Source organism: Cellulomonas sp. ACRRI, from assembly GCF_022346185.1.
In the GTDB taxonomy this organism is placed as follows: Bacteria; Actinomycetota; Actinomycetes; order Actinomycetales; family Cellulomonadaceae; genus Cellulomonas.
The window spans coordinates 1-13,598 of the sequence record NZ_JAKRMS010000033.1; the positions used below are offsets into that span (position 1 = coordinate 1).

The following is a 13,598-nucleotide window of genomic DNA, read 5'->3' on the forward strand; positions in this document are numbered from 1 at the left end:
GGCACCGCCGCCGGACGCGAAGGAGTCCCATGACCGAGCAGCCCGCCCCCCGCGCCCTCGTCGTCGGGGAGGCCCTCGTCGACGTCGTGCTCCGCCCGGGCGCCGAGCCCGCCGAGCACCCCGGCGGCAGCCCCGCGAACGTGGCGATCGGGCTCGGCCGGCTGGGCCGGCGCGTCGACCTGCTGACGTGGCTGGCCGACGACGCGCACGGCGACCTGGTCCGGGAGCACCTGGCCGGCTCGGACGTGCACGTCCTCGCGGGCGACCGCGGCCCCGACCGCACCCCCGTCGCACGCGCCCACCTCGACGCCGAGGGCGCGGCGACCTACGAGTTCGACCTGACCTGGGACCTGCCGGACCGCTGGGACGAGGGCGACGACGCCCCCGTCGTCGTGCACACCGGGTCCATCGCCACCGTCATCGCCCCCGGCGGCGAGGCCGTCGCCCGCCTGCTGGCGGACCGCCGGGACGGGTCCACGATCACCTACGACCCCAACCTGCGCCCCGCGCTCATGGGCTCGCCGGAGGAGACGCTGCCGGTCGTCGAGCGGCTGGTCGCGCTCGCCGACGTCGTCAAGGTGTCCGACGAGGACCTCGCCTGGCTGCACCCCGGGGTCGCCCCCGCCGAGATCGCCCGGGACTGGCTGGGCCGCGGCCCGGCGCTGGTCGTCGTGACGCTGGGCGGCGAGGGCGCGCTCGCGATCACCGCGGGCGGCGACGAGGTGCTGGTCGAGGCGCCGCGCGTCGAGGTGGCCGACACCGTCGGCGCGGGCGACTCGTTCATGGGCGCGCTCGTCGACGGCCTGTGGTCCGCGGACCTGCTGGGCGCGGACCGGCGCGGGGCCCTCCGCGCGATCGACCGCGCGACCGTCGAGCGCGTCCTGGTCCGCTGCGCCCAGGTCGCCGCGATCACCGTCTCCCGCTCCGGCGCGAACCCCCCGACCGCCGCGGAGCTCGGCGAGGCCTGAGCACCCCGCGAGGTCGAGGGTTCGGCGCCGGGCGGGGCGCGGAGACCCTCGACCTCGGCGGGACCCCTCGACCTCGGTGGCCCGGGCTCAGCTCGCCTGGCGGTGGCGGGCCGACGGCTCGCCCTGCTTCTCGGCGTCGCGGTGGGCGCGCTCCAGGGCCGCGCGGCGGTCCTCCTCGGTCTCGCCGTCGATGCGGCGCGCCGCCTCGTCGTCGTACGTGAGGTTCTCGCCCGACTCCGGGTCGAAGATCAGCAGCCGCTTCGGGTCGAACCACAGCTCCGCGCGGCTGCCGTCCCGGACCCGGCTCTCCGAGCCGAGCGCCACGACCACCTGGGTGCGCATGCCCTCGCCGTCCAGGTCACGGTCGAGCTCCTCCAGCTTCTGGGCCACGTCGGCGTGCGTCTCGAACGGGATGTAGGCGTACAGCTCGGCGCCGAGCCACTCGACCACGTCGACGTCGGCCTCGAACGTGACGCCCTTGGCGCGCTTGTCCTCGTCCAGCACCTTCGCGTCCTCGACGTGCTCCGGGCGCAGGCCGACGATGACCAGCCCCCGGCCGCCGATCTGGTCGCGCAGCGCGTCGGACAGCGGCACCTCGCCGAACGGCAGCCGGAGGGTGTCGCCCTGCACCTCGCCGGGCAGGAAGTTCATCGGCGGGGAGCCGATGAACCCGGCCACGAACAGGTTGACCGGCTGCTCGTACAGCGCGCGCGGGCTGGCGACCTGCTGCAGCTCGCCCTTGCGGAGCACCGCCACCCGGTCGCCGAGCGTCATGGCCTCGGTCTGGTCGTGCGTGACGTAGACCGTGGTGGTGCCGAGCCGGCGCTGCATCCGGGCGATCTCGGTGCGCATCTGGCCGCGCAGCTTGGCGTCCAGGTTGGACAGCGGCTCGTCGAACAGGAACGCGCGCGCGTCCCGGACGATGGCCCGGCCCATCGCGACGCGCTGCCGCTGGCCGCCGGAGAGGTTGGCCGGCTTGCGGTCGAGGTGCTCGCGCAGCTCCAGGGTGTCCGCCGCGAACTCGACGTTGTCCTTGATCTGCTCCTCGGTGAACTTGCCCTTCTGCAGCCGCAGCGGGAAGGCGATGTTCTCGAACACCGTCAGGTGCGGGTAGAGCGCGTAGTTCTGGAACACCATCGCGAGGTGCCGGTCCCGCGGCGCCTTCTCGTTGACGACCTCGTCGCCGATCTTCAGCTCGCCGGAGGTGATGTCCTCCAGGCCGACGATCATCCGCAGCAGCGTCGACTTCCCGCAGCCGGACGGGCCGACGAGGATGACGAACTCGCCGTCCTTGATGTCGAGGCTGACGCCGTTCACGGCCGGGTAGCCGTCGCCGTACTTCTTGACGATGTCCGTCAGGGTGATGGATGCCATGTGCTCCTCCTGGAGGTCCGGGCGGTGCGGGCGTCAGCCCTTGACCGCGCCTTGGGTCAGCCCGGACACGATCTGGCGCTGGAACAGCAGCACCAGGACGACGACGGGGATGGTGACGACGACGGCGGCGGCGGAGATCGCGCCGGTGGGGTCCTCGAACTGGGACGCGCCGGAGAAGAACGCCAGCGCGGCGGGCACGGGCCGGGCCGCCTCGGTCGAGGTCAGCGAGATGCCGTACACGAAGTCGTTCCAGGCGATGAAGAACGCGATCAGCGCGGTGGTGAACACGCCCGGCGCCGCGAGCGGCACGATCGCCTTCCGGAACGCCTGCCAGGTGGTCGCCCCGTCGACCTGCGCGGCCTGCTCCAGCTCCCACGGGATCTGCCGGAAGAACGCGGTGAGCGTCCAGATGGAGATCGGGAGCGTGAGCGACAGGTACGGGATGATCAGGCCCGGCCAGGTGTCGTACAGGCCGATGTTGCGCCACAGGTTGAACAGCGGCGTGACGATCGAGATGACCGGGAAGATCGACACCCCGAGCGCGGTGGTGAGGATCAGCTTGCGCCCCGGGAAGTCGAGCCGGGCGATCGCGTACGCGGCGAGCGTGGCCAGCACCGAGGAGATCGCGGTGGCGATCAGCGAGATGCCGATCGAGTTCCGCAGCGACGACAGGAACAGCTCCTGCGCCGAGCCGTCCGGCCCGAGGATCTGCTCGTAGTTCGTCCACGACCACGTCGTGGGCAGGAAGTTGCCGGTGCTGAGGTCGCTCGGGAGCTTGAACGACGTCGCGATGATCGACGCGACCGGGAACAACGCGTACACCAGCACCACGACGGTGATGGCCGCCCAGGCCGCCTTCTGCTTGCCGGACAGGGTTCCCATCACTTCTCCCCTCGGGCACCGGCGAGGTCGACCTTGAAGATCTTGATCGCGATGAAGCAGATGATGATCACGCAGACGAACAGCAGCACCGAGATGGCGGAGCCGAGGCCGATCTCCAGCCGCCCGATGGACGTCCGGTAGGCCAGCAGCGACAGGACCGTGGTGCCGTTCGCGCCGTTCGTCATGATGAAGACGTTGTCGAAGATGCGGAACGCGTCGAGCGCCCGGAACAGGACGGCCACCATGATCGCGGCCTTCATGTTGGGCAGGACCACGCGCTTCATCCGCTGCCACCAGGTGGCGCCGTCGACCTGCGCGGCCTCCTCCAGGTCGCCCGGCACCTGCGCCAGGCCGGCGAGCAGCAGCAGCGAGATGAACGGCGTGGTCTTCCAGACCTCGGACGCGATGATGACGAACAGGCTGGTCCCGGTGCCGGCGAACCAGTTCAGGTCCTCGCTGATCCCGGGCACCCAGTCGAACCAGCTGTTCACGTAGCCCGAGCTGATGTCGAACGCGTAGAACCACGCGAACGCGGAGACGACCGTGATGATCCCGTACGGCACGAGGATCGCGGTGCGCAGCAGCCCCCGGAGCCGCAGGACGGCCCGGTGCATGACCAGCGCCAGCGCGAAGCCGAGCACCAGCTCGATGGCGACGGTGATCACCATGATCACCGTCGTCACCCAGAGGGACTGCCAGAACACGGAGTCGCCGAGCACCACGCCGTAGTTGCCGAGCCCGACGAACGCCCGGTCGTCCGGGGCGGTGAGCCGGTACCGGAACAGCGAGTCGTAGACGGCCTGCAGGATCGGGTAGGCGGTGACGGCCAGCATCACCACGAACGCCGGGCCGGCCAGCCACCAGCCCAGCCGGGCCTCGGCCCGGGCGCGGTCGCTCTTGCGGGGCTTCGACGCCCGGTCCGGGCCGGCGCCGCGGGTGGCCCGCGCCGTCGTCCCCGCCGTGGCGCCGGTGATCTCGGTACTCACAGCAGGCGCTCCCCTCGCAGCACGGCGGTGATGAAGTCCGTGGACTCCTGCGGCGTCCGGTCGGGGTCGACCGAGGCCGGCGGGTGCCACGTCTCCTGCAGCCCCTGGGACACCTCGTTGTAGTACGGCGTCTGCGGCCGCGGGGCCGCCTGCTCCAGCGACTGCCGGATGACGTCCGCCATCGGGAACGTCTCCTGCACCTCGGGGTCGTCGTAGGCGACCGTCGAGGACGGCGGGTTGCCGTCGGAGACGAAGTACGCGGCCTGGTTCTCCGGCTGCACGATGCACGCGGCGGCCTCGTAGGCCTCGTCGACGTGCGCGCTGAACGCGCCGACGCCCAGGTTGATCCCGCCGTACGGCGGCGCGGCGTCGGTGCCCTCGGTCACCTGCGGGTAGATCGCCCAGCCGACGTCGTCCAGGAACGCCTGGTCGAGCGCGCCGTCCTCGACGGACGCCTGCATGGCGGGCCAGACGAACGGCCAGTTGACCATGAACGACCCGCTGTCCCCCTGGAACTGGGTGAGCGAGGCGTTCTCGTCCTGGGTGGGCAGGCCGGGGCCGCCGAGCCTGTCCTTGCCGATCTCCCCGATGATCCGGGCGGCCTCCCTGCCGGCGTCGGACTCCAGGCCCAGCGTCACGTCCTCGGCCGGCGCCTCGGGGTTCTCCACGATCTGGCCGCCGGCCGACTCGACCAGGGCGTTGATCCACACCGTGTACGCCTCGGCCTTGATGCCCTGCACGCCGAGCGTCTTGTCCTGGTCGCGGGCCGCGTCCATCACCTGGTCCCAGGTCACGGGCGCGGCGGCGGGGTCGAGCCCGGCGGCCTCGGCGACCGACTTCTTGTACCAGAGCAGCTGGGTGTTGGCCCAGAACGGGACGGTCACGAGCTCGTCGCCCCAGGACGCGCCCTGCAGCGCGCCCTCCGCGACGTCCTGGCTCACCTGCTCGGCGACGTCGTCGGGCACCGGCGCCAGGAACCCGGCGTTGGCCAGCTCGGGGATGAACGGCGGGTCCAGGCTCATCAGGTCGATCGACGAGTCCGACGCCGCGAGCCGGCGCGCCAGCTGCTCGCGCTGCGAGCTCGCGTCGCGCGGCAGCACCGAGACCTCGATGCGGTACGCGCCGCCGGCCTCCTCGGTGCACTGCTGCGCCAGCCTCGCCTGGCCCCCCGCGTCCGGGTTGGTGTACCAGGTGAGCACCGGCGTCGAGTCGGCCGGCGCGCACGCCGCCAGCCCCGCCCCCAGCGCGAGCACCGTCACCCCGGCGATCGCCCTCGACCGTCTTCGCACGCGCACCGCTCTCCTCAGTCCGGCGCCGCGTGCGCCCCGACCTGGGGATCCGCGGCGTCTCCACGCTTCCACCACTAGGGCTACACCGCGCCGCGGTGGTCTGCCACCGGAGCGGAGGCCGTCCGGGGCGCTCGCGGCGGGACGTGCGGGCCGCGCGGACGCCGGTCCCGAGCACGCGCCCGGCGGTGCGACCATGGGGCGCATGGCACACCCCACGACCCCCGCCGAGGCCTGGACCGCGCTGCGCGCCGGCAACGACCGGTTCGTCCGCGGCGAGATGGAGCACCCGTCCCAGGGCATCGACCGCCGCGCCGAGGTCAGCACGGCGCAGCACCCGTTCGCCGTCGTGTTCGGCTGCTCGGACAGCCGCGTGGCGGCCGAGATCATCTTCGACCAGGGCCTCGGCGACGTGTTCGTGGTCCGCACGGCCGGGCACGTCCTGGACACCACCGTGATCGGGTCGATCGAGTACGGCGTCGAGGTGCTGGGCGCCTCGCTGGTCGTCGTCCTCGGCCACGACTCCTGCGGCGCGGTGGCGGCGGCCACGGCGGCGCTCACCACCGGCGAGCTGCAGCGCGGCTTCGTGCGCGCCGTCGTCGACCGGGTGATCCCGTCGATCGTGTCGCTCGCGCACGGCTCCGACGCCGAGGGCCGGCCGCGCGACCTGTCGTCGGTGGACCCCGCCGAGCTCGGCCACGAGCACGTGCGGCACACCGTCGACATGCTGCGCTCGTACTCCGTGACGCTGGCCGAGGGCATCGACGCCGGCCGCGTCGCGGTCGTCGGCGTCGAGTACGCCCTGGCGGACGGCCACGCCCGCCTCACCTCCGCGATCGGCGACATCGGCGACGTCCCCGTCCCCGCCTGACGCCCTCCTCCCACCCCCCTGTCCTCGCCGAGATGGCAACTCTCGGCTGTGCGGCACCCCGCGCGCGCAGCCGAGAGTTGCCATCTCGGCGTGAGGGGGCGCGCGAGCGGGTGTGACGTGCGCCACCCCGTGGGGCGCGGGTGGGACCGAGGTCCTGCGGCGGTGGCAGGATCGGCCGCATGAGCCTGCACGCCGACGACGACGTCCAGTACCGCATCGAGCACGACACGATGGGCGAGGTCCGCGTCCCCGCGGACGCCCTCTACCGTGCGCAGACCCAGCGCGCGGTGGAGAACTTCCCGATCAGCGGGACCGGCCTGGAGCGCGGGCACGTCGCCGCGCTGGCCCGGGTCAAGAAGGCCGCCGCCCTGGCCAACGCCGAGCTGGGCATCCTCGACGCCGCCGTGGCGCGCGCGATCGCCGACGCGGCGGACGAGGTCGCCGACGGGCGGCACGACGCGCACTTCCCGGTCGACGTCTACCAGACCGGCTCCGGCACGTCCTCGAACATGAACATGAACGAGGTGCTGGCGACGCTCGCGTCCCGGTCCCTGGGCGCCGACGTCCACCCCAACGACCACGTCAACGCCTCGCAGTCCTCGAACGACGTGTTCCCGACCTCGGTGCACGTGGCCGCGACCGACGGCGCCGTCAACGACCTGGTCCCCGCGCTGGAGCACCTGGCCGCGTCGCTCGAGCGGCTCGCCGCGAAGCACGCCGGCGACGTCAAGGCCGGGCGCACGCACCTGATGGACGCGACCCCCGTGACGTTCGGCCAGGAGTTCGGCGGGTACGCGGCCGCGGTGCGCCGGGGCGTCGAGCGGGTGCGGGCGGCGCTCCCCCGGGTCGCCGAGGTCCCGCTCGGCGGCACGGCGGTGGGCACCGGCATCAACACCCCCGCCGGCTTCCCGCAGCGGGTCATCGCCCTCCTCGCCGAGGAGACCGGGCTGCCCCTCACCGAGGCGCGCGACCACTTCGAGGCGCAGGGCGCCCGGGACGGACTGGTCGAGCTGTCCGGCGCCCTGAAGACCATCGCCGTCAGCCTCACCAAGATCTGCAACGACCTGCGCTGGATGGGCTCCGGCCCCAACACCGGCCTGGGCGAGATCCGGATCCCCGACCTGCAGCCGGGCTCGTCGATCATGCCGGGCAAGGTCAACCCGGTGATCCCGGAGGCCGTGCTCATGGTCGCCGCCCGGGTGGTCGGCAACGACGCGACCGTGGCGTGGGCCGGCGCCAGCGGCTCGTTCGAGCTCAACGTGCAGATCCCCGTCATGGGCCAGGCGGTGCTGGAGTCCGAGCGGCTGCTGGCGGCGGCCTGCCGGGTGCTCGCCGACCGGACGGTCGACGGCATCGAGGTCGTCACGGAGCGCGGCGCGGCCTACGCCGGGTCGTCCCCGTCGATCGTCACCCCGCTGAACCGGGTGATCGGGTACGAGGCCGCGGCGAAGATCGCCAAGCACGCGGTCGCGCGGGGCATCACCGTGCGCGAGGCCGTGGTCGACCTCGGCTACGTCGCGCGGGGCGAGGTCACCGAGGAGCAGCTCGACGCGGCGCTCGACCTGCTGAGCATGACCCGCCCGAAGGCCTGACCCCGCGCGCGGCGGCGCCGCCGGTCCGGGGCAGGGGGTCCCGGGCCGACGGCGCCGCGCCCCAGCGTGCCAGGTCGAACGAGGCGGCGGGCCGGTTCAGCGTGAACTCCTCCGCGCCCCGCGCGAGCTCGGCGGCGACGTCACCCAGGGTGATGACGGCCTGCCGCACCTCGGCGGCGCCGTCGAACGCCCGGCCGGCCGCCTGCGCGACGTCCGCCGCGCTGCCCGCGATGTCGGTCGTGCTCTCGGCGGCGACCACCAGGTTGCGCTCGATCTCGGACGTCGTGGCGGTCTGCTCCTCGACCACCGCGGACACCGCGCCCTGCAGCCCGTCGACCGTCGCGACGGCCCGGGAGATCCGGGACACCGACTCCTGCACGTCCGCGGCGTCCCGGGTGACGGCCTCCAGCACCGGGGCGATGGTGCCGATCGCGCTGGACGTCTGCTGCGCGAGGTCCTTGACCTCGCCCGCCACCACGGCGAACCCGGCCCCGGCGCTGCCCGCCCGGGCGGCCTCGATGCTCGCGTTCAGCGCCAGCAGGTGGGTCTGGCCGGCGATGGTCGTCACGGTGTCGAGCACGGCCGCGATCTGGCCCGTCGACGCGGCGAGCCGGTCCGCCGCCGCGGCGGCCTCCGCCGTGACGCCCACGGCCTGCGCCGCCTCGCCCGAGGCCGCGGTCACGTCCTGCGCCACCGACTCGATGGACGCGCGCATCTCCGTCATCGCCGCGGTCACGGTCTGCACCTCGGTGCTCACCACGGAGGCGGAGCCGGCGACGACCTCCGCGCGGGACACCGTCCGGCCCGCGGCCTCCTCCAGGGTCCCGGACGACCCGTCCAGCCGGCCCGCGGTGCCGCGGACGGCCTCGGCGCCCTGGCGCATCCGGGTGAGCGCGGCACGCATCGCGTCGATGGCCTCGCCGAGCGCGGCACCCATCACGCCGATCTCGTCCCGGCCCTCGCCGCGCACCTCCACCGACAGGTCCCGGTCGGCGACCCGGCGCAGCGCGGTGGTGAGCCGGCCGACCCGGGCGACGACCCGGCCCGAGATCCACACCACGAGCGCGACCGCCGCCGCGGCGACCACGAGCCCGACGACCAGCAGCGTGAGCATGAGCGTGCCCGCGCCGGACTCCAGCTCGGCGGACACCGCACGCAGGTCGGCGTCGAAGCCCCACGCGGCGACGGTCCAGCCCCACGGCGCGTACCGGGCGAGCTGCACCGTGGCGGCGCCCGCCTCGCCGAGGTCGACCCGCTCGGTGGCCGTCCCGCCCTCGCCGAGGTCGGCGGCCGCGTCGACCAGCCGGGACGCGTACGCCTCGCCGGCGGCGTCCACCGAGCCGGCGGCGTGCCCCGCCTGGGCGCCCGGCGGCGGCACGACCCACTGCCCGTCGGCGTCGGCGACCGTCAGGTAGCCCGCCTCGCCGACGGCCACCTCGGCCAGCGCGGCGCGCAGCGGCGCGTCGACCTCCGTCTGCGGGACGCCGACGAACAGCGCACCCACGACCTCGTCGCCGACCTGCAGCGGCGCGTACGCCGTGACGAACGGCCGCCCGACGACGTTCGCGGTGCCGTAGTAGGCCTCCCCGGCGAGGAGCGAGGCGACGACCGCGTTCGGGCTGCCGTCGGCGGCGGTGGCCCCGATGGCGGTGCCGATCACGCGTTGCCCGTCCGCGTTCGTCACGCTCGTGGCCACCCGCAGCATGTCGCCGTCCGGGTTCACCCGCTGGAACACCGTCACCGAGGCGCCCAGCAGCGCCGTGATGTCGTCGACGACCGGGACCGGGGTCGCGGGGTCGGTGGTGCGCCCGAGCCAGGTGCCGCCGACCTGGAGCCGGGGCAGGTCCACCTCCTCGGTCGCGCCGGTGCCCTGGTCGGTGACCGTCCAGTGCTCGGGGGCGCCGAAGGAGACCTCGCCCGCCTGCGCGAAGGTCTGCTGGGCGACCCGGAGGCTGGCCGCCATCCGGTCGGTGACCGTGGCGACCTGCGTCTCCACCATCGCCACCGCCTGCTGGGTGGTCTGGGACATCGAGTCGCGCATCAGGCGGTCGACGTCGTCGCCAGCCTGGGAGGCGAGGCCGGTCACCTGCCACCCGCCGACGGCGGTGAGCAGCGCGGCGGTCACGGCGACCGCGCCGGCTCCCGTCGCGACGAGCTGGGCGCGCAGGCTGGTGCGCAGTCGGGGCAGGGGCACGGTGGTCTCCTGGGCCGAGGGCGGGCGCCGGTCGGCCGGGTGGGCCGCCGGCGGTGTCGCCGACCCATCGGGGGGACCTCGGTCCGATGTGAGCGGTCACAGGGGTGGAAACCCGGTGTCGGGGGCGAACTTCACCCGGGAACGGGCTGCGTGCGGGCGGGCGACCTGCTCCTGCCCCGCGCCCTCAGTCCCCGCCCTCGACCCGGACCAGCACCCGGGACAGCAGCGCGGCGAGCGCCTCGGCCTCCCCCGGCCCCAGACCGCCCAGGGCCTCCGCCTCCCGGGCCAGGTGCTCCGGCATCAGCCGGTCGACCGCGGCGCGGCCCTCGGCCGTCAGCTCGAGCAGCACGCCCCGGCGGTCCCGGTGCGGGATCGCGCGGGCCACCAGCCCCGCCCGCACCAGGGTGTCCGCGCGCTTGGTGATCGCGGCCGGCGACGCGGCGGTGATCGTCGACACCTCGGCGGCGCGCAGCGCGCGGCCGGCGCGACGCAGCGCGCACAGCACGTCGAACTCGCCGCGCGTCAGCCCCGCCGCCGCGAGCGCCGCCTCCGCGCGGGCGTCGAGCAGCGCGGCGATCCGGGTGATCCGGCCGGCCACGGCGATCGGCGCGACGTCGAGCCCCGGCGCCTCGCGCGCCCAGTCCGCGCGCAGGCGGTCCACGCTGTCCACGCCGCCACCCTACCCAGCGTGAGTTGCTTCACGAATCATTTACCGGTGAACGATTCGGTGGGAGGATGGCGGGGTGCACCGCCTGTCCCTCGCCGCCGCCCTCCTGCACCCGTCCCAGCTCCGCGCCGCCGTGCGGCCGCACCGGGGCGGGCCGAGCGTCCGGGACCAGCTGGGCGGGGCGCTGCGGTGCGGGGCGAGCGTCGCCCTCGCGTTCCTGGCCGTCGCCGTCATCGGCCGGCAGGACCTCGCCGGGTACGCCTCCCTCGGGGCCCTGGCCTCGCTCTACGGGCGGTCCAGCGGGTACGCCTGGCGGTCGCGGCTGATGGCGCTCGTCGGCGCCGCGCTCACCGTCGCGGTGGCCGCGACGTCCGCCCTGGCGGCGGCGGGGACGCCGGTCGTCGCCGAGCTGGCGCTGCTCACGGTGCTCGCGGCGGGCGCGACGGCCGGGGCCGTCGCGCTGCGCACCGGCCCGCCCGGCGCCACCATCCTGGTGTTCGCGGCCGGGGCGGGCACCGCACCGGTGCTCGGTGCGGGCGACGTCCCGGCCCGCGCGGCCGCCGTCGCGGGCGGGGCGCTGCTGGCCTGCCTCGTCTGCAACGCCGGCTGGGTGCTGGACCGTCGCCGCAGCCGGCCGACGGAGCCCGCGCCGCGGGTGCGCGACGTCGCGCGCGCCGGGACGGCAGGCGGCGCGGCGCTCGCCCCGACCGTCTCCGTCGCGGTGGCCGCCGCGCTCGCGGGGACCGTCGCGTCGGCCGCCGGCTGGGGCCACCCGGCCTGGGCCGTCATGGGCGCCGCCGCGGTCCTGCAGGGCGCGCACGTGCGGCACATGGGCGTCCGGGCCCTGCAGCGCGCCGCCGGGACGGCCGCCGGCGTCGCGATCGCGCTGCCCCTGCTCGGGGCGCACCTGCCGTTCTGGGCCGTCGCGGCCCTGGTCGTCGTGCTGCAGACCGCCACCGAGCTGGTGGTCGCCCGGCACTACGGGGTCGCGATGCTCACCATCACGCCGATGGCGCTGCTCATGACGTCGCTCGGAGCGCCGCTGGACCCGGCCCGGCTGGCGCTGGACCGGGCCCTGGACACCGCGGCCGGGGCACTGGTGGGGCTGGTCGTGGCGGTGCTGGCGGCGCGGCCGGAGCCCGCGGAGCCGGGGCACGCGGTCCCGGCCCCCGGCGCGGCGGCGGCGCGGCAGGAGCCGCTGGCCCCCGCCGCGCCGTCGCCGTCGTCGCCCGCCCGCTGAGCCCCGCGGGACCGGCGGCGTCAGAGCTCGATGCCCTCCAGCATCTCCGTGACGAGCGCCGCGACGGGCGACCGCTCGGACCGCGTCAGCGTGACGTGCGCGAACAGCGGGTGCCCCTTGAGCGCCTCGATCACCGCCGCGACGCCGTCGTGCCGGCCGACCCGCAGGTTGTCCCGCTGCGCGACGTCGTGCGTGAGCACCACGCGCGAGCTCTGCCCGATCCGGGACAGTACGGTCAGGAGCACGTTCCGCTCGAGGGACTGCGCCTCGTCGACGATCACGAACGCGTCGTGCAGCGACCGCCCGCGGATGTGCGTCAGCGGCAGCACCTCCAGCAGCTCGCGGTCCATGATCTCCTCGACCACCTCGCGGCTGACCACCGCGCCCAGGGTGTCGAACACCGCCTGGGCCCACGGGTTCATCTTCTCGGCCTCGCTGCCCGGCAGGTAGCCGAGCTCCTGGCCGCCCACCGCGTACAGCGGCCGGAACACCATGACCTTGCGGTGCTGCCGGCGCTCCAGGACCGCCTCCAGCCCCGCGCACAGCGCGAGGGCCGACTTGCCGGTGCCGGCGCGGCCACCCAGCGACACGATGCCGACCGACTCGTCCATCAGCAGGTCGATCGCGATCCGCTGCTCCGCGCTGCGGCCGTGCAGGCCGAAGACGTCCTGGTCGCCGCGCACCACCTGCACGTGCTTGTCCGCCGTCACCCGGCCGAGCGCCGAGCCGCGCGGGCTGTGCATCACCAGGCCGGTGTGGGTCGGCAGCGTCGGGGCGTCGGGCAGGTCGGCCAGCGGCAGCGACTCGTGCTCCCACAGGTCGGCCATCTGCTGCTCGGTGAGGTCGAGCGCGTCCATGCCGGTCCACCCGGAGTCCACCGCCAGCTCGTGCCGGTACTCCTCGGCGCGCAGGCCGATCGCCGACGCCTTGATCCGCATCGGCAGGTCCTTGGACACGACGGTGACGTCGTGGCCCTCCGCCGCGAGGTTGGCGGCGCACGCGAGGATCCGGGTGTCGTTGTCGCCGAGCCGGAAGCCCGCCGGCAGCACCTGGGGGTCGGTGTGGTTGAGCTCGACGCGCAGCGTGCCGCCCTGGTCCCCGAGGGGGATCGGCGTGTCCAGCCCGCCGTGCGCGACCCGCAGGTCGTCCAGGAGCCGCAGGGCCGCCCGGGCGAAGTAGCCGAGCTCGGCGTGGTGCCGCTTGGCCTCGAGCTCGGTGATCACCACGACGGGCAGGACCACGTCGTGCTCGGCGAACCGCGTGATCGCCCGCGGGTCCGACAGGAGGACGGAGGTGTCGAGGACGTGCGTGCGGCGCCCCTCCGGCTGGTCGGTCGGGGCGGCGGTTCCCAGCTTGCTGACCACGGCAGGCTCCCTCCGGCGCTGCTCAGCGCCGAGTCGGACCCCTCGCGCCGGACCCGCGGGTCCTGCGGCGCTCGGTGACGGGACGAGGGCGGCCGGCCACGGAGGGCCAGGACCGGCCCTCCCCCCGGAGCGGGTGCTCCATGCAGCTGGCCTCCCGGGGGCGGCGGGTGCCGC

Annotated in this window: 11 protein-coding genes; 4 read left to right on the forward strand and 7 right to left on the reverse strand. The window is 74.9% G+C overall.

Annotated elements, in window-relative coordinates; translation table 11 throughout:
• The first annotated feature begins 29 nt into the window (after positions 1–29).
• Positions 30–968, forward strand: a complete 939-nt coding sequence (locus MHY85_RS08435) for a carbohydrate kinase (protein WP_239195443.1) — start codon at positions 30–32, stop codon at positions 966–968.
• Between the two features lie 87 nt (positions 969–1,055).
• Here the strand turns inward: MHY85_RS08435 and MHY85_RS08440 are convergent, their stop codons facing one another.
• The 4 genes from MHY85_RS08440 to MHY85_RS08455 are packed head-to-tail and all read right to left on the reverse strand — an operon-like array spanning position 1,056 to position 5,499.
• The gene (locus MHY85_RS08440) at positions 1,056–2,342 is read right to left on the reverse strand and encodes an ABC transporter ATP-binding protein (RefSeq protein WP_239195445.1); all 1,287 of its coding nucleotides are present in this window, start codon (positions 2,340–2,342) and stop codon (positions 1,056–1,058) included.
• 33 nt (positions 2,343–2,375) lie between these two features.
• Entirely contained in the window at positions 2,376–3,224 is an 849-nt protein-coding gene (locus MHY85_RS08445; RefSeq protein WP_239195449.1) for a carbohydrate ABC transporter permease, read from the reverse strand.
• Positions 3,224–4,210, reverse strand: coding sequence for a carbohydrate ABC transporter permease (locus MHY85_RS08450; protein WP_239195451.1), 987 nt, complete (start codon positions 4,208–4,210; stop codon positions 3,224–3,226). Before MHY85_RS08450 ends, MHY85_RS08445 begins: the two co-directional genes overlap by 1 nt.
• Positions 4,207–5,499: an extracellular solute-binding protein gene (locus tag MHY85_RS08455; protein ID WP_374233262.1), complete on the reverse strand. Its 1,293-nt coding sequence runs from the start codon at positions 5,497–5,499 to the stop codon at positions 4,207–4,209. The genes MHY85_RS08450 and MHY85_RS08455 overlap by 4 nt, the downstream gene beginning before the upstream one ends.
• Before the next feature lie 202 nt (positions 5,500–5,701).
• Between MHY85_RS08455 and MHY85_RS08460 the strand changes: the two genes are divergently transcribed.
• Both MHY85_RS08460 and MHY85_RS08465 read left to right on the forward strand, forming a co-directional pair.
• Entirely contained in the window at positions 5,702–6,367 is a 666-nt protein-coding gene (locus tag MHY85_RS08460; protein ID WP_158372910.1) for a carbonic anhydrase, read from the forward strand.
• Between the two features lie 179 nt (positions 6,368–6,546).
• Positions 6,547–7,959, forward strand: coding sequence for an aspartate ammonia-lyase (locus tag MHY85_RS08465; RefSeq protein ID WP_239195455.1), 1,413 nt, complete (start codon positions 6,547–6,549; stop codon positions 7,957–7,959).
• Here the strand turns inward: MHY85_RS08465 and MHY85_RS08470 are convergent.
• Positions 7,898–10,153, reverse strand: a complete 2,256-nt coding sequence (locus tag MHY85_RS08470; protein WP_239195457.1) for a methyl-accepting chemotaxis protein — start codon at positions 10,151–10,153, stop codon at positions 7,898–7,900. The genes MHY85_RS08465 and MHY85_RS08470 overlap by 62 nt on opposite strands.
• Before the next feature lie 184 nt (positions 10,154–10,337).
• Positions 10,338–10,823, reverse strand: coding sequence for a MarR family winged helix-turn-helix transcriptional regulator (locus MHY85_RS08475; RefSeq protein WP_239195459.1), 486 nt, complete (start codon positions 10,821–10,823; stop codon positions 10,338–10,340).
• A gap of 73 nt (positions 10,824–10,896) precedes the next feature.
• Between MHY85_RS08475 and MHY85_RS08480 the strand changes: the two genes are divergently transcribed.
• Positions 10,897–12,060: an FUSC family protein gene (locus MHY85_RS08480; protein WP_239195461.1), complete on the forward strand. Its 1,164-nt coding sequence runs from the start codon at positions 10,897–10,899 to the stop codon at positions 12,058–12,060.
• A gap of 20 nt (positions 12,061–12,080) precedes the next feature.
• On the opposite strand, the gene MHY85_RS08485 is transcribed toward MHY85_RS08480, so the two are convergent.
• Positions 12,081–13,424 (reverse strand): PhoH family protein, encoded by a 1,344-nt coding sequence (locus MHY85_RS08485; protein ID WP_239195463.1) that lies wholly within the window; start codon positions 13,422–13,424, stop codon positions 12,081–12,083.
• Positions 13,425–13,598 lie beyond the last annotated feature (174 nt).

Excerpts from the sequence above, each read along its gene's own strand:
- MHY85_RS08465 (WP_239195455.1), top strand. The coding sequence starts at position 6,547 with ATGAGCCTGCACGCCGACGACGACGTCCAGTACCGCATCGAGCACGAC.
- MHY85_RS08445 (WP_239195449.1), bottom strand. The coding sequence starts at position 3,224 with ATGGGAACCCTGTCCGGCAAGCAGAAGGCGGCCTGGGCGGCCATCACC.
- MHY85_RS08460 (WP_158372910.1), top strand. The coding sequence starts at position 5,702 with ATGGCACACCCCACGACCCCCGCCGAGGCCTGGACCGCGCTGCGCGCC.
- MHY85_RS08435 (WP_239195443.1), top strand. The coding sequence starts at position 30 with ATGACCGAGCAGCCCGCCCCCCGCGCCCTCGTCGTCGGGGAGGCCCTC.
- MHY85_RS08440 (WP_239195445.1), bottom strand. The coding sequence starts at position 2,342 with ATGGCATCCATCACCCTGACGGACATCGTCAAGAAGTACGGCGACGGC.